This is a genomic window from Marinobacter sp. NFXS9, from assembly GCF_040148665.1.
GTDB lineage: Bacteria > Pseudomonadota > Gammaproteobacteria > Pseudomonadales > Oleiphilaceae > Marinobacter_A > Marinobacter_A mangrovi.
Map to the genome: position 1 here is coordinate 66,369 of NZ_JAGDDW010000002.1, position 15,897 is coordinate 82,265.

Here is a 15,897-nt window from a genome sequence, read left to right on the forward strand (position 1 = left end):
AAAAAGAAATGTAAATTAATATGTGTAAAAAATGGTCACTTTGCGTAACCATCATTATAATCGGCGCCGCAAAGTCTGATGGCGTTGGAGTCGGTGGTGTTACGAATTGCAGTCGCGTTGGTGATGGCCGGCCTGCCCGTATGGGGCTGGGCCTTTTCCGTCACGTTTATCAATCCGGGGCATCACGATGAAGCCTTCTGGGTTGATGCGTCCCGTGGCATGCAATCCGCAGCGCGCAGTCTGGGCATTGATCTGGAAATCCTCTATGCCGAGCGGGACGTTCTCCAGCAGATTGAGCTGACCCGCTTGGTGACTGCCCGCCCGCCGGCGGCGCGACCTGATTACCTGATCCTGTCGGTAGAAAAAGGCTCCTTTGCCGCCCAGATGACACTGGCCGAAGCGGCCGGTATTCCTGTTTTCCTGGCTTACAATGGCCTGCTGCCCACCGAACACCAACAGTACGGATTACCCCGCGAGCATTTCAGCGAGCTGCTGGGTTCACTGACACCCGAAGCGGAGGATGCGGGGTACCTGACGGCGAAAAAGCTCATCGACGCTGCGCGACATAAGGGGCTGTCGGCGCCGGATGGCCGCTTCCATCTGCTGGCCCTGTCCGGGGATCGCTCAACCGATTCGTCGATACAGCGCAACGAGGGGATGCGCAAGGCCGTTGCAGAAGCGGGGGATGTGGTCGTGGACCAGCTCGTGCAGACCGACTGGCGGCAGGATGTGGCGGCTTTCAAGGCCGGTCAGCTCTACCAGCGTTATCCCGATGCGACCCTGGTCTGGTCGGGCAGTGATCAGGTGGCCTTTGGGGCCATGTCGGCCCTGGGGCATCGAATACCGGGAAAAGACGTGCTGTTCTCGGGCGTGAACACCTCGGCCGAGGCCATGCAGGCGGTGATTTCCGGCAAGCTGACCGCACTGGCCGGCGGCCACTTCATGGCCGGCGCCTGGGCGCTGGTGGTGCTTTACGACTATCAGCACGGCATCGACTTTGCCGATTCGGAAGGGCTGGAAATGGCGCGCCCGATGTTCACCCTGTTTTCGCCCGCCAAGGCGCGACGCTATCTGGCCATATTCGGGGCGAGCGGCGTGCCATCGCTGGATTTCCGGCCGTTTAGCAAGGCGCTGAATCCGGCGGTCGACCATTACGACTTTGAACTTGCCCGGTTGCTGGAGCCCTGATGCGCGTCGTTGCCCGCCCTTTCCATTCTCTCGCCAGTACGGTGCTGCGCAATGTCGTGGCGGCCGCGGGCGTGTTTGCGATGGTGGTCGGCGTGTTTTATTGCTACCACGCCTACCACAAGGAACTGGACCGGGTCGAAAAGCTGACCGCCGCCTTCGCCAAGGCCTATGTGCCGATGCTCACCGTGGGGATCTGGGATATCGAGGCGGATGCCCTGCAGCACCAGGTGGACCTGATTGCCGGTCATCCGGAAATCGCGGCGGCCCGGGTATCTGCAGCCACCGGGATGACATTCCTGTCCGGCAGCAGACCTCAACAGCGAGCGCCGGACCGTCGTATTCCGATCCCCCATCCCGCCGACCAGGGCGAAACCCTCGGTGAGCTGGATATCTGGTACGACCAGAACTACATCAACCAGGCCATCACCGAGTCGGTGGTCATCAGCTTTCTGGAGTTTGTCCTGTTCGCGTTGGTGGTGAGCCTCATCACCTACCGGATTATCTTTGCGCGCCTGAACAAACCGCTGCGGACTCTGGCCGATTACAGCCGGCAGCTCAACCCGGGTCGTCGCAATCCACCGTTGGAACTCGAACGCACCCGACATCACTGGGAGGATGAGATCGACCTGATGGTGGAGGGCTTCAATACGCTGCGTGACGGCATTGCCCGCTTCAGCGAAGAGCGTGACCAGGCCATCCGCGCCCTCAGTGAGGAGCGGGACCGGCTGGACGATCGGATACGCCAGCGCACCGAGGACGTGTCGAACATCAATGCCGCGCTTGAGTTTCTGTCACGGCTGTCCGTCAAGCTGATCGACGTGCCGGCGTCCGGTCAATCCCAGGCCATCCGTGATGCCCTCTCGGAGAGTGCAGAGCGGCTGGGGACCGCTGCCGGCGGCATCGCGCTGGCGCCGGTCGAAGGCGACTGGGCGTGGTGCTACCAGTGGACCGGCACCCGCGGCGAACTCCCGGATATTGACGTCCTGGCCCGGGCCGAATGGTTCCCGGGCTGGTACGTGGGGCCGGCTTCCTGGTCGGATGGAGACACGATCTGTTCGGTACAGATGGAAGGCGAGCGCTACCTTCTGCTGTTCCGCGAGCCGGCCAATCGCCTGTACACGCCGTTGGAAGAGCGTCTGATACGGTTGTTGGGCGAGATCCTGTTCAAGGTCATCGAGCGCTGGCAGCGCCAGCGTCAGCTGGAAGCGAGCCGGCGCGAACTGTACCGCCTGTCACGCACCGATCCGTTGACGGGGCTGGCCAATCGGCGCTACTTCACGGAAGTTCGGGAACAAGAGGGACGTCGTGCTCAACGCAGTGGTGAACCGATATCCGTGTTGATGATCGATGTGGATTACTTCAAGGCCTATAACGATCAGTACGGGCACTCTCAGGGGGATCGCTGCCTGGTGCGCCTGGCCGAGGTGTTTCGTCACCAGTGCGCGCGGGCGGGGGAGTTGTCTGTGCGTCTGGGTGGGGAGGAGTTCGCGATCCTGCTGCCGACCATCGACGCGGAAGAAGCGCTGGCCGTGGCCGACCGTGTCCGCAAGGCTGTGTTTGACCTGGCGATTCCTCACGACGGCTCGCCGCTGGGTTGGGTGACGGTCAGCATCGGGTGTGCGACCTGGTTCGGCGACTATGGCGCCGGCGCCATGGATACGGTGTTCGATCGAATGATGCGGGATGCCGACCACGCCCTCTATCGGGCCAAGGAGCATGGTCGGAATCGCGTGGAGGGCGCCGCCCCGTTAACACTCGTCGAGGGCTGAGCGTCCGGGGCGGGTCGCCGATCAGTTCGCCTTGAGGGACTGCATGTCGATGACGAAGCGGTACTTCACATCGCCTTTCTTCATGCGCTCATAGGCCCCGTTGATATTCTGGATGTCCAGCATTTCCACATCGCAGGTGATGTCGTGCTCGGCGCAGAAATCGAGGACTTCCTGGGTCTCCGGCATACCACCGATCAGGGAGCCGGCCAGTACCCGACGCTTGAACACCAGATTGCCTGCTTCCAGGGCCGGATCCACCGGCTCGAGCAGGCCGACGATGATGTGGATGCCGTCGAACTTGAGGCAGTTCAGGTACGGATTGAGGTCGTGCTGGACCGGCACGGTATCGAGCATGAAGTCATAATGCTCCGCGGCCGCAGCCATTTGCTCCTCGTCCGTGGAAATCACCACGTGGTCCGCGCCCTGTTTCTTGGCCTCGGCCACCTTGCTTTCCGACCGGGTGAAGATCGTCACTTCTGCGCCCAGCGCCTTGGCGAACTTCACGCCCATGTGGCCCAGACCGCCCATGCCGATCACGCCCACTTTGTGGCCGGCTTTGACGCCGTAGTGGCGCAGCGGGGAATAGGTGGTAATGCCGGCGCAGAGGATCGGTGCCGCGCTGGACGGATCCAGCTTTTCAGGCACTTTCACCACGAACCGCTCGCTGACCACCACCTTGTCGGAATAGCCGCCGTAAGTGACGCTGTGATCATGCCGGTCTTCATCGTTGTAGGTGGAGGTCATGCCTTCCAGGCAGTACTGTTCCAGGCCGGCTTCGCAGGCCGAGCAGCTGCGGCAGGAGTCCACCATGCAGCCCACCCCGACGACGTCGCCGACTTTGAAACCGGTCACGTCGCTGCCGACGGCGGTGACGCGGCCAATGATCTCGTGGCCCGGGACCACCGGATAGTTGGTCACGCCCCAGTCGTTCTGGACGAAGTGGATATCGGTGTGGCAAACGCCGCAGTAATCAATCTCGATCGATACATCATCCGGCCGCGGTTCGCGCCGGTCGAAGCTGAACGGCGCCAGGCCGGAGGTGTTCGAGTGCGCTGCGTAACCCTTTGCATTCGACATCGGTGTGTATCCTCTTTCAATGGGATGGAATTCAATCGACGTTCAGGGGGCACAGTGTGCGAGATCGGGGGCGGGCCGACCATCAACGTTCCTTTGGCGTTTTTGCACATTTCTATGAAGGCGTGGCAAGGCCTGTTCCCGGTGCGGAGATTTTAGGCATAATGGAGTGCCCAGTCAGAACTTGCGAGAGAAGGCATGCGCAGCGAGAGCGGTCGATCACCGGAAATGAAAGACCTCATCCGTCCACTGATCGAAAGTGACGGATTCTCCGACACACGGCTGCCCGGTATCCGTGTCATGGCCTGCCATCGGAAAATCGATCGAACACCGATCATTTACCAGCCCAGCCTGACGATCATCGCCCAGGGCCGCAAGATTGGTTACCTGGGCGATCGTGAGATCCACTACAACCCCGGCCAATACCTCGTCCAGACCCTGCCGCTGCCGTTTGAGTGCGAAACCTTCGCCTCCGAGGAGGAGCCCATGCTCGGGCTGGCAGTGCGAATCGACCCGGCGATGCTGGGGGAGCTGGTGGTGGAGATGGGGGATGTCACGGACGACCCGGATGAGGCAACGCCCCGGCCAATGGATTCGGTGGAAATGACCGGCAGTATGCACGAGGCGGTCATTCGCCTGCTGCGCGCGCTGCATGATCCGATGGACGCCCGGATTGCTGGCCAACAGCGGATTCGCGAGGTGGTCTATGAGGCCCTGAAAGGCCAGCAGGGACAGGCGCTACGGGCGTTGATCCGGAATCAGGGCAACTACTCGCGCATCGTGCGGGTGCTGACCCACATCCACACCGATTACCGGAAGGAACTGTCGGTGGAGGCCCTGGCGAGCGAGGCCAATATGAGCGTGTCCACGTTCCATCAGCACTTCAAGCAGGTGACCCAGGTGTCCCCCCTGCAGTACATCAAGCGACTGAGATTGATCAATGCCCAGCTGTTGCTGACCCACGACGACCTGAACGTCAATCAGGCCGCTGCGGCGACCGGGTATCGCAGCGTTCATCAATTCAGTCGCGACTACAAACGTTATTTTGGCGTGAGCCCGATCAATGACCGCCGCCAGCCGGAGGCCCGTGCGGTAAGCTGACGGCGGTCATCGGTCAGGCCAGTTGAACCGTGCCGGTCAGGTAAGGCACGGCCTGCCCGGCAATATGGACGCGATCACCGTGCAGTTCACAGCGCAGCTCCCCGCCACGGGCCGAAAGCTGGCGCGCAACCAGCCGGGTCTTGCCCAGGCGCTCCGCCCAATAAGGCGTCAATACGCTGTGGATCGAGCCCGTCACCGGATCCTCGTCGATGCCGTCGGCCGGGCAGAAGTAGCGACTGACGAAGTCGCAGTCGTCACCCGGCGCCGTCACGATCAGACCGCCGCGCTCCAGTGCTTTCAGGGCTCGCAGGTCCGGATTCAGGGCCCGGACGGCGGCTTCGTTTTCCAGCACGATCATGTGATTGGCGTCATTGTTGATCAGCAGCGCCTGTTCGGGTGCGTCCGGCACGCTGCGGCGGATGATCTCCGGTGTCGGGATCGGCGCGTAGGGCAGATTGGGGAAATCCAGTTCCAACCAGCCATCCGCCTTGCGGCTGACGCCCAGCGGGCCACTCAGGGATCGGAAACGCACCGTGTCGTTTGGCCAGTCCAGTCGGTTGAAGATCACCCAGGCCGACGCCAGCGTGGCGTGGCCGCACAGCGGCACTTCGATCCCCGGCGTGAACCAGCGGATGTGGAAGTCGGCGTCGCTGCCCTCCGGTTCGCGTACCAGGAACGCAGTTTCCGACAGGTTATTCTCAAGCGCCAGCGATTGCAGCAGGCCGTCGTCCAGCCAGTCCGTCAGCGGCATCACCGCCGCGGGGTTTCCGCGGAACGGGCGGCTGGCAAAAGCATCCACCTGGTACAGGGGCAGTTCGGTCATGAATCGATCTCCTCGGGTGTCGTGTCTGAGAGTGCCACAGAGGCAGGGTTTGGGCGATAGCGTTGGGCGAACGCGGAAAGTTCTGCCTCACCATACAGGTGAATATGCTGCGCGCCGCGGCTCAGGATCCAGTGACCCGGCTCCCGATGGCAGGGTGCGAATCCGGCCTCCGTCAGCCACTGTGTCGTGGTGATCGGGTCCATGACGGTGATCGACCCAATGGCGCCATCCAGGTCCAGCAGATCGTTGCGCAGACGCCCGAGACGAGGGCGCGGGTAGCGTGAAGTCAGCATGGCAGTACTCCTTTCCGTGAGTCCGGGAATCATTGTCTCGGGTCAGGGCTAACCGTCACAGATCCAGTCACGCTATAATTGAACCGGTACAGGGGGCGATGCAGCTAAACTGTACCGGTCGATTGACTGAACAACTGTGCTGCCGGTGAGGGCTGTGTTTCTGGGAGCATGGGACACAAGGATAAATGCCCGTGTGGGCCTGTTCAGGGAGCACCACCATGACTGTCCTCTATGCCAAGTTGGCCGATCAGATCCAGCAGTTGATCAGTGACGGCGTCTACCGCGAAGGCGAGCGCCTGCCCGGCGTTCGGGTACTCAGCCGCCAGTTCGGCGTCAGTATTTCCACGGTTCTCCAGGCACACCAGACGCTGGAGAGTCGCGGCTATCTGGAGGCGCGCGAGCGCAGCGGCTACTACGCCAGGGTTCCCTGCAAGGAAGCGCCGATTCCTTTGATGCAGCGCCCCAAGTCCCGGCCGGCTCCGGTCACGGCACGGGATATGGCGCTGGATTTGTGCACGGTGGAGCGCAAGCACATGGTGGCATTGGGCGCCGCGGTGCCGCATGCCGACTACGTGCCGCTACGCCAGATCCAGCATGCAACGCTCTGGGCTGCCCGGCAGGGGTTGGAAGCCCTGGACTATGCCTTTCCCGGCAAGGACGTGTTCCGGCGCCAGATTGCCCAGCGCATGACCAACCTCGGCGTGGTGACCACCCATGAGGACATCATCGCCACCAACGGGGCCCAGGAAGCGATTATTCTGGCCCTGCGCGCGGTGACCCAGCCCGGCGACATCGTAGCGGTGGAGTCGCCGTCGTTTCCGGGCATCCTCCAGGCCCTGGAGGTGGTCGGTCTGCGCGCGCTGGAAATACCCACCCACCCACTGGAGGGTATGAGTCTCGAAGGCCTGGAGCTGGCCCTGGAGCAGTGGCCCATCAAGGCCTGTGTGGTGGTGGCCAACCACAGCAACCCGCTGGGTGTGCGCATGCCGGACAGCCAGAAAAAACGGTTGGTGAACCTGCTGGCGGAAAGGCAGGTGCCCATGATTGAGGACGATATCTATGGCGATTTGCCGTTCGAGGGAGAGCGGCCACGACCGGCCAAGTCGTTCGACACCACCGGCAACGTGATCTATTGCAGCTCGTTCTCCAAGACCATTTCGCCGGGCTTGCGCCTGGGCTGGGTGGTGCCGGGGCCACGTTTTGCCGAAATCAGTCAGCAGAAGTACTTCAACAACATGGCGACGGCCAGCATCCCCCAACTGGCGGTAGCGCATTTCCTGGAGCAGGGCGGTTACGACCGCTATCTGCGTACCGCTCGCCAGCGCTACAAGGAAGCGACGGAACGCCTGCGCGCGGCCGTGGTGCGCGAATTCCCGGAAGGCACCGCGGTGAGCCGTCCCATGGGCGGTTTCGTGCTCTGGGTGCAGCTGCCTCACGGCGTGTCCGGAACCACCATCTATCAGGAGGCGCGGGAAAGGAGCATCAACATCGCGCCGGGGCGGATGTTTTCGACGACGGACAAGTATGAGGACTACATCCGCCTGAACTGCGCCAACCCCTGGAGCGAGCGGATTGAGTGGGCGATCCGGACACTCGGCGAGCTGGTGGCCACCCAGATGAGACGGGCCGCGTGAGATGACGGGAGGCACCCCGAAAGGTTGGTGATCAAAGCGGGTTTGGTTCTACACTGAATGGACCAATAACTCGAAACCTGCCGGGGGAGTCCCATGCCGTCGATCTACGAGGAGGGCCTTGGGCCCGTTAACGCCAACTACGACAACCTGACGCCGATCGACTTCATCGCCCGCACGGCCCGGGTCTATCCCGAATACACGGCCGTCATTCACGGCGAGACCCGGTACACCTGGGGGCAAACCTACGAACGCTGCTGCCGGCTGGCATCGGCGCTGGCCAAGCACGGTATTCGCCGGGGTGATACCGTGGCGGCCATGCTCCCCAACATTCCCCAGATGCTCGAATGTCACTTCGGCGTCCCCATGAGCGGGGCCGTGCTCAACGCCCTGAACATCCGGCTGGATGCCGACCTGATCGCCTTCATGCTCAAGCACGCCGAGGCCAAAGTGCTGCTGGTCGATCGGGAATTCGGCCCGGTGATCCAGGACGCTGTCGCGAAACTGGACAGCCCGCCGCTGATCATCGACGTGAACGATCCGGAATACGGCGAAGGCGAGGCAGTCAGCGACCTCGACTACGAAGCCTTCATCGCCGACGGTGACCCGGAATACAACTGGCAGCCGCCATCGGACGAGTGGGACGCCATTTCCCTCAATTACACCTCAGGCACCACCGGCAATCCCAAGGGGGTGGTCTATCACCACCGTGGAGCCTACCTGAACGCGCTGGGGAATTCGGAAGTCTGGTCCATGGGCATGCACCCGGTCTATCTGTGGACGCTGCCCATGTTCCACTGCAACGGCTGGTGTTTCCCCTGGACCGTCACGGCGGTGGCCGGCACCCACGTCTGCCTGCGCAAGGTGGACCCTGAAAAGATCCTGCGACTGATCGAGGAGCATGGCGTCACCCACCTGTGTGGCGCGCCGATCGTCCTCAACGGCCTGCTGAACGTCCCCAAGGACAAGCAAACCGCGATCAGTCATCCGGTCAACGCCATGACGGCCGGCGCGGCACCGCCCGCCAAGGTCATCGGCGCCATCGAGGAAATGGGCATCCGCATCACCCACGTCTACGGGCTCACCGAGAGCTACGGGCCGGTCACCGTCTGTGCCTGGAAATCCCGCTGGGACGAGCTGCCCCTGGACGAACGGGCCGATATGAAAGCCCGCCAGGGGGTCCGCTACCCGACGCTGGCCGGCATGATGGTGGGCGATCCGGAAAGCATGGAGCCCGTGCCGAAAGACGGCAAGACCATCGGCGAGATCTTCCTGCGCGGCAACACCATCATGAAGGGCTACCTGAAGAACCCGGACGCTACCGAAGCGGCTTTCCGCGGCGGCTGGTTCCACACCGGCGACCTGGGTGTCTGTCATGAAGACGGCTACGTGGAGATCAAGGACCGGCTCAAGGACATTATCATCTCCGGTGGCGAGAACATTTCCACCATCGAGGTCGAGGACGCACTCTACCGTCATCCGGCGGTGCTGGAAGCGGCGGTGGTGGCCCGCCCGGACGAGAAGTGGGGCGAGACGCCCTGCGCCTTCGTCACCCTTAAACCGGATGCCGGTGAGGTCACCGAGGAGGAGATTATCCGCTTCTGCCGTGAGCGCCTGGCCCACTACAAGGCGCCGAAGACCGTGGTCTTCCAGGAACTGCCGAAGACCTCCACCGGCAAGATCCAGAAATTTGTGCTGCGGGATACCGCCAAATCCATCAAGTGACCTCGGTGGGCGCAGTCGGCTCGTCCCCGAGCCGGCTGCGTACCAGCGTCAATACTTCATTCGCCCATACACGATAGCCTTCCGGACCGGGGTGAAACCCATCGGATGCCATCACGGCCGGATCGTTCTCGAACAGCACGCTCACCCGCACCACGTCGCGCATCCCGCGCAGTAGCTGGCCCAACCCATTGTTGAACTCCCGCGCCCGTTTGCCCAGATACCAGCGCAGTGGCTGGGGCAGGGCGGGAAAGTGGTCCATGGGTGGCACATCGGTGAACAGGATCAGGGCCGGTTGATAGCGCTCCCGCAGGCGTTCGAGCCACTGGCCGACTTTTGTCAGCCACTGCTTCGCGCTCATGGATGACGTCACGTCGTTCACCCCGATGGAGATCAGGATCACGTCCGGATCGAAGTCGGGCAGCGGGTCGTTGGGCGGCAGGTAATCGTCGACACGCCGGCCGGTCAGGGCTTCCAGATGCCAGTGAACGCGATAGTGATCGCCCAGCTTGCGACTGACCTGACCGGCCAGCGCCTGGTCCTGGGTTGGGGCGCCGACCCCTGCCGCGGCCGAGTCGCCGATGATCAGCAGTCGCAGGTCGGGGCCGTCGCCACAGACGCCCGTGCGCGCACCCTCGGGTTCCGGCAGTCGTGGGGTATGGGCCCGAACCCAGCGCCCCTCGACAACCAGGGCGGGGGCCAGTGGCAGCAAAAGAAGTCGGTGCAGCACAGTCGTGGCTCCTGTCTCGTCAGACGGCGGTCATGCGAAGCGCCCCATCCAGACGGATGGTTTCGCCGTTCAGCATCGGGTTTTCGATGATCTGCCCGACCAGGCGGGCGAATTCGGCGGGGTGGCCAAACCGTGAGGGAAAGGGGATTCCGGCAGCCTGATTCGCTTTCGCCTCTCTCGGTAAGCGGGCCACCATCGGGGTTGTGAACGGGCCCGGTGCGATGGCGTTGACCCGGATGCCGTAGTCCGCCAGTTCCCGCGCGGCGGGGAGCGTCAACGAGACCACAGCGCCTTTCGACGCCGCGTAGGCGGTCTGTCCGATTTGGCCTTCGTAGGCGGCTATGGAGGCCGTGTTGATGATCACACCCCGCTCGCCGTCGGCGTTGTGTTCGCGGTCTTTCATCGCTTCGGCGGCCAGTCGGAGGCTGTTGAAGGTGCCGAACAGGTTGGTGTCGATCACCCGACGGAATCGCTCCATGGTGGCCGCCCGACCCTTGCGAATGATTTTCTCCGCCGTGGCAATGCCGGCGCAGTTCACCAGAATCGAGGGGGCGCCCAGGGTTTTGATAATGTGTCGAAAGGCTGCCTCCGTAGCGTCGTCGTCGCGGACATCGCATTCGATTGCCAGCCCGTCGATGTCGGCCATCACGGACTGGCCCCGTTCCGATTGCAGGTCGAGGATGGCCACCCGGGCTCCGCGTCCTGCGAGGTGTCGTGCCGTGGCCTCGCCCAGGCCAGAAGCTCCGCCCGTAATGACGGCCACCGCCCCTTTGATGTCCATGCGTGTGTGTCTCCGGCTGTCGCTGATTCTTATGGTTTTATAAACGCCTGATTTTGCACGGCGCCACGGAATGCCGCAACGCTGCTTTGGGCGTTTGAAGCCTGGGGGGAGCGCGCCAAATGGCCTGATCGGACAGCCAATCGTCGTGGCGGGCCTGTGCAACGCGTGATCACTGCGCTATGCTCGAATCATTAATTGAAGCGATCGCTTTAATTTGAAGGATGTCGAATAAATCGGGAGCCCGGAGAGCCGGGCGCCGGACGGTTCAAGAGACAATAAGAACAAGGCAACCGATGGAGGTGTCTATGTCTGCCAGTTCCACACCGGCGGGTATCCGCGTCGAACCGCGGCATATCAGCTTCGATGTGCAGCAGGAGCTTCGCACCCTGTGGCATGGCAACAGTCTTTTCCGGACTGCGTTTTTCAATGCGCTGTCTCTGCAGTTTCCGGATGGCGAAGAGCAGTTTATCCATTCGGTCAGGCTCTACCGAGACCGGGTTGAGGATCCCAAACTGAAGCAGGAAGTCCGTGGATTTATCGGCCAGGAAGCGCTGCACGGTCGCGAACACCGGGCCTACAACGAGGGACTGAAGGCTCGCGGCTACGACATCGATGCCATCGACGCCCGTTTCCAGAAGCACACCCGGTGGGTGAAGAAGCTGCCGCCGTCGCGCCAACTGGCCGGCACCTGCGGCGCTGAGCACTACACCGCTGTGCTGGCCAATGCCATCCTCGGGCACCCGGAGTGGATGGAAGGCGCCACGCCGCAGATGCGGGCCCTTTGGCGCTGGCACGCCATTGAGGAAACCGAGCACAAAGCGGTGGCCTTCGATGTCTACCGTCAGTGTGTCGGCGACGAGCGGCTGCGCAAGGTGGTTTTCCTGTTCGTCACCTACAACTTCTTCAAATTCACATTCCTGAACACCTGCAGCATCCTGAAGTCCGAGGGCAAATTGTGGAGTCCGCGGGTCTGGCTGGAAGGAATCAACTTTCTCTGGGGTAAGCCGGGCGTTCTGCGTCGCTGTCTGCCGGAGTTCCTGGCCTATTTCCGGACCGGGTTTCATCCCTGGGATCAGGACAATCGGGAGCTGTTGGAAAGGAACCTGAAGGAACTGGATACGGTTTACGATACGGACGACGGGCGAACCCGGAAGAGCGCCTGAGACCTGTCCACAGTTTGCAAGAGTTTACTGCAAAGCCCGCCAGACTGTGATATTCCTCCCGTAATGGCGCATCCTTAGGGGGGCGCCCCACACAATAAGCATAAGAAGCGTTGCCGGCATCGTCATCGACCCGGTGAAGCGAGTGGAGATATCGAGGGACACTAGCATGCGAGTTGGTCTGATCGTTGATTCAGCCTGTGATTTGCCGTTTGAGTTTTCCCGGCGAAACAACCTGTTCATCCTTCCCGTGACCGCCCGAATCGATGGCCAAACCTATGTCGATGACCACGATCCGGCCAAAACGGCGGAATTCTACGACAGTGGCCTGTTGCAGAAAGGTCACCACGCCGAAACCGAAGCCTACAGTGCCGGGCAGATCCACGACCTGTTCCTGAGCGAGATTGTCACCCAGTACGACGTGGCCTTCTGTGAGACGGTGACTCGCTCCCGCAGCCTGATTTTTCAGAACGCGACCGAAGCCATGAACAGTGTCATGGCGCATTACCACGACGCTCGTGAAGCATCGGGGCGCGAGGGGAAGTTCTCCATGCGGGTGATCGACAGCAAACAGATCTTTGCCGGTCAGGGCCTGCTGGCGGCCCACACCCTGCGCCTGATCGACCAGAAACTGTCCAAGAATGCCCTGCGCCAGCAGGTGGAGGCGTTTACCGACCAGATCTACACCACGGTGATTCCGCGGGATCTGCACTACATCCGTGAACGGGCCCGTCGCCGTGGGGACAAGAGTATTTCGGGCGTCGTGGCGTTTCTGGGCAAGGCGCTGAACATCACGCCGATCATCTTTGGGCAGGGCGCCGAGGGCAAGCCGGCGGCCAAGACCCGCAATTTCGATTCAGCGGTCGAGAAGGTGATGAACTACGCCGTTGCGCGGGTGGAGGCGGGGCTGCTGACGCCATACGTCGCCCTGTCCTGTGGGCTGTCGTGGGAGGAGATCAATGCACTGCCCGGACTCGATCAGCTGCGTGAAACCTGTGCCAAACACGATGTCGAATTACTGCTCTCCCAGATGGGGATCACCAGCAGCATCTATATCGGACCGGGCAGCCTGTGTCTGTCACTGGCGGCCGATGAGCACGCGTTCGCCGACTACCAGTAATTCCGCTTGCCCGATTTACCGCATCAACTGGCCTGCAGGGCGAATCCTGCAGGCGCCTTCCGCATGCTAACCTGCCGTCACCGTTTATCCTGAGCCCCGGACCGGAACCGGTCGGGCGAACCGAGAGCTTACCCACTATGGCCAAGGCATCCGACTCTCTGGCAGATCAGCTGCTGGAACTGCACATCAAGCATGAACTCAGTGCGCTCAAGGGCGCCAAGCTGCGGCGTTTTATCGCCAACGAGGTCGATGAACTGTTCGGCCTGGCCGGGCAGGTGACCCTGCGACAGGCGGTCAGCGAGGCACAGATTCTGGGCGTTATCCGTCGATTGGTGGTGGATATGGACATCGATGGTGGTATTCCGGAGCTGGCGGGTGAAATGGCCAGCCAGGTGCTGTCGGCGCCGGTGCAGTCCACTACGCGTCTGCGGGATATCCTCAGCCGCGAACAGGCGGCGGGGTTTGTCGAGGAGTTCCTGGAGTTGCGGGAGCATCGCGAACGGCTGATTGGCGAGGTGATGGCGCACCCGGTCTACCAGGAACTGGTGTCGAACATCGTCTATCACGGGCTGGTGAACTACCTGTATGAGGACAACCTGATTTCACGCAATGTGCCGGGCGTGGGCTCGATGATGAAGTTCGGCAAGCGGGTCGCCAATCGCGCGGTGCCCGGGATCGATGAGGCCTTCGAGAAGCGGATCAAGGCGTACCTCAGCGATAACCTGCCGGCGCTGCTATCGCGCAGCGAACAGTTCCTGCTCAAGGCGCTGTCGGATGACGAGTTGCGGGATACGGTGATGGCGGCCTGGAATGGGGGCGAGGACCGCACGCTGGCGGATCTGCAGGCCGGCCTGGGCGATATCGAGCTGCAGGAGTTCGTCGTGCTGGGCTATGAATTCTGGCTGGAATTCCGCAAGACGCCTTTCTTCGAGGGATGCTACACCGCCGTGGTGGAGCACCTGTTCGAGAAGTACGGTGAGGTGCCGTTGATTGAGCTGCTGTCTGATGTCGGTGTGACACCGGACGTGGTGATGGCCGAAGTCGATGCGTTTGTCCCGCCGCTGCTCGACCTGCTGCGCCAGGAGGGGTATCTTGAAGCCCTGTTGCGTCGTCGTCTGGCGCCGTTTTACCGGTCGGCGGCGGTCAAAAAGGCCCTTGCTGACGAATAACGGAGTGTGACATGCCGAGTGCAGACCTGTTCTGGGCATACCTGATTGCCATTTCACTGCTGACCGTGACGCCCGGCGTGGATACGCTGCTGGTGATGCGCAACACCGCCCGCGGCGGCCTGCGCGATGGCATGGTGACCAGCCTGGGCATCTGCAGCGGTCTGTTCGTCCATGCCACGCTGTCGGCGGTCGGGATCTCCCTGATCCTGGTGCAAACCGCCTGGGCGTTCACCGCGGTGAAATGGCTGGGCGCGCTCTACCTGATCTGGCTGGGGCTGACCAGCCTGCGCCAGGCCTGGCGCACCTCCGGCTCCGGTTCGCCCATGCCGGCCGTGGCCAGTGTGGGTGACGGCGGCTATCGCCTGTCCCGCTCACTGCGCGAAGGCGTGCTTTCCAACGTTCTCAACCCCAAGACGGCCTTGTTCTACATGGCCTTTCTGCCGCAGTTCATTGACCCTCAGGGCGCGGCGTTCACCCAGTCCATTCTGCTGGCGTCAGTACACTTCGTACTGGCCATGATCTGGCAGACGCTGGTGGCGGTGATGATCCTCAAATCCCGTCGCTGGGGCGCCAAGCCGCGCCTGAAGCGGTTGATGCATGCGCTGACTGGTGGGGTGTTTGTGGCCTTGGGGGCGCGGTTGGCGTTGACCCAGCCGTAGTCCGGCGGCCATGGTCCCGGTTTGCACACTTAATGCCTCTCTCCCCTGGCGGGAGAGAGGTTTGGAGAGAGGGGGACGAGGCGTAAGCCTCGCCAGGATTAACTGGCCCTTTAGGGCGTCTGATGGCGTCTCCCCCTCTCCCCGGCCCTCTCCCGCCAGGGGAGAGGGAGTCGGTCATCCGATTCAGGAGACGCTGAAGTGTCTCTGTGCCTTCTAAAGCATCTGCTGTTTTTGGGCAATCCGGCGCGTTAACCGCAGGTGGCACAAACAAAAAAAGGGAGCCCGACAGGCTCCCCTTTTTTATCAACCGTATGGCCGGCCTTATTTTTCCAGATACTGCAGCTTGTCCGTCTTACCGTCCCACTCGGCCGCGTCGGGCAGGGGATCTTTTTTCTCGGTGATGTTCGGCCACTTGCTGCACAGGTCGGCGTTGAGTTCGACGAACGGCTCCTGACCGGCTGGCAGTTCGTCTTCGGAGAAGATCGCTTCAGCCGGACACTCAGGTTCACACAGGGCGCAGTCGATGCACTCGTCCGGGTCGATGACCAGGAAGTTCGGGCCTTCGTAGAAGCAGTCTACCGGGCAGACTTCCACACAGTCGGTGTATTTGCACTTGATGCAGTTATCGGTAACGACAAATGCCATGGTTATATCCCTGGTTTCTCAGTCTGTCTCAT

Annotated in this window: 15 protein-coding genes; 9 read left to right on the top strand and 6 right to left on the bottom strand. The window is 62.0% G+C overall.

Annotated features, from left to right (window positions below):
- Nucleotides 1–96 precede the first annotated feature (96 nt).
- Both J3364_RS03880 and J3364_RS03885 read left to right on the top strand, forming a co-directional pair.
- Nucleotides 97–1,188 carry an ABC transporter substrate-binding protein gene (locus J3364_RS03880; protein ID WP_349556914.1) on the top strand — a complete coding sequence of 364 codons (1,092 nt, stop codon included), beginning with the start codon at nt 97–99 and terminating at the stop codon, nt 1,186–1,188.
- Nucleotides 1,188–2,957, top strand: a complete 1,770-nt coding sequence (locus J3364_RS03885) for a sensor domain-containing diguanylate cyclase (RefSeq protein WP_349556915.1) — start codon at nt 1,188–1,190, stop codon at nt 2,955–2,957. Before J3364_RS03880 ends, J3364_RS03885 begins: the two co-directional genes overlap by 1 nt.
- A 21-nt stretch (nt 2,958–2,978) precedes the next feature.
- On the opposite strand, the gene J3364_RS03890 is transcribed toward J3364_RS03885, so the two are convergent.
- Complete coding sequence (locus J3364_RS03890; RefSeq protein ID WP_349556917.1) at nt 2,979–4,034, bottom strand: NAD(P)-dependent alcohol dehydrogenase; 1,056 nt, start codon at nt 4,032–4,034, stop codon at nt 2,979–2,981.
- A 195-nt stretch (nt 4,035–4,229) separates the two neighbouring features.
- On the opposite strand from J3364_RS03890, the gene J3364_RS03895 reads away from it, so the two are divergent.
- Nucleotides 4,230–5,132, top strand: a complete 903-nt coding sequence (locus J3364_RS03895) for an AraC family transcriptional regulator (protein ID WP_349556919.1) — start codon at nt 4,230–4,232, stop codon at nt 5,130–5,132.
- 13 nt (nt 5,133–5,145) lie between these two features.
- Here the strand turns inward: J3364_RS03895 and J3364_RS03900 are convergent, their stop codons facing one another.
- A complete protein-coding gene (locus J3364_RS03900) occupies nt 5,146–5,955 on the bottom strand; it encodes a PhzF family phenazine biosynthesis protein (RefSeq protein WP_349556921.1) in 810 nt (269 codons plus the stop codon).
- Nucleotides 5,952–6,248, bottom strand: coding sequence for a hypothetical protein (locus J3364_RS03905; RefSeq protein ID WP_349556923.1), 297 nt, complete (start codon nt 6,246–6,248; stop codon nt 5,952–5,954). The genes J3364_RS03900 and J3364_RS03905 overlap by 4 nt, the downstream gene beginning before the upstream one ends.
- A 218-nt stretch (nt 6,249–6,466) precedes the next feature.
- On the opposite strand from J3364_RS03905, the gene J3364_RS03910 reads away from it, so the two are divergent.
- Together J3364_RS03910 and J3364_RS03915 are read left to right on the top strand one after the other, a co-directional pair.
- The gene (locus J3364_RS03910; protein WP_349556925.1) at nt 6,467–7,882 is read left to right on the top strand and encodes an aminotransferase-like domain-containing protein; all 1,416 of its coding nucleotides are present in this window, start codon (nt 6,467–6,469) and stop codon (nt 7,880–7,882) included.
- A 93-nt stretch (nt 7,883–7,975) separates the two neighbouring features.
- Entirely contained in the window at nt 7,976–9,604 is a 1,629-nt protein-coding gene (locus tag J3364_RS03915; RefSeq protein ID WP_349556927.1) for an acyl-CoA synthetase, read from the top strand.
- Here the strand turns inward: J3364_RS03915 and J3364_RS03920 are convergent.
- Nucleotides 9,597–10,331: an SGNH/GDSL hydrolase family protein gene (locus J3364_RS03920; RefSeq protein ID WP_349556929.1), complete on the bottom strand. Its 735-nt coding sequence runs from the start codon at nt 10,329–10,331 to the stop codon at nt 9,597–9,599. The genes J3364_RS03915 and J3364_RS03920 overlap by 8 nt on opposite strands.
- A 19-nt stretch (nt 10,332–10,350) precedes the next feature.
- A complete protein-coding gene (locus tag J3364_RS03925; RefSeq protein WP_349556931.1) occupies nt 10,351–11,112 on the bottom strand; it encodes an SDR family NAD(P)-dependent oxidoreductase in 762 nt (253 codons plus the stop codon).
- A 305-nt stretch (nt 11,113–11,417) separates the two neighbouring features.
- On the opposite strand from J3364_RS03925, the gene J3364_RS03930 reads away from it, so the two are divergent.
- From J3364_RS03930 to J3364_RS03945, 4 genes are all read left to right on the top strand, one after another.
- Nucleotides 11,418–12,275: a metal-dependent hydrolase gene (locus J3364_RS03930; protein ID WP_349556933.1), complete on the top strand. Its 858-nt coding sequence runs from the start codon at nt 11,418–11,420 to the stop codon at nt 12,273–12,275.
- 166 nt (nt 12,276–12,441) lie between these two features.
- The gene (locus tag J3364_RS03935; protein WP_349556934.1) at nt 12,442–13,392 is read left to right on the top strand and encodes a DegV family protein; all 951 of its coding nucleotides are present in this window, start codon (nt 12,442–12,444) and stop codon (nt 13,390–13,392) included.
- A gap of 137 nt (nt 13,393–13,529) precedes the next feature.
- The gene (locus tag J3364_RS03940; protein WP_349556936.1) at nt 13,530–14,561 is read left to right on the top strand and encodes a hypothetical protein; all 1,032 of its coding nucleotides are present in this window, start codon (nt 13,530–13,532) and stop codon (nt 14,559–14,561) included.
- 11 nt (nt 14,562–14,572) lie between these two features.
- Nucleotides 14,573–15,220 carry a LysE family translocator gene (locus tag J3364_RS03945; RefSeq protein WP_349556938.1) on the top strand — a complete coding sequence of 216 codons (648 nt, stop codon included), beginning with the start codon at nt 14,573–14,575 and terminating at the stop codon, nt 15,218–15,220.
- Between the two features lie 321 nt (nt 15,221–15,541).
- On the opposite strand, the gene fdxA is transcribed toward J3364_RS03945, so the two are convergent.
- Nucleotides 15,542–15,865, bottom strand: a complete 324-nt coding sequence (fdxA, locus tag J3364_RS03950; protein WP_123634281.1) for a ferredoxin FdxA — start codon at nt 15,863–15,865, stop codon at nt 15,542–15,544.
- Nucleotides 15,866–15,897: the final 32 nt, after the last annotated feature.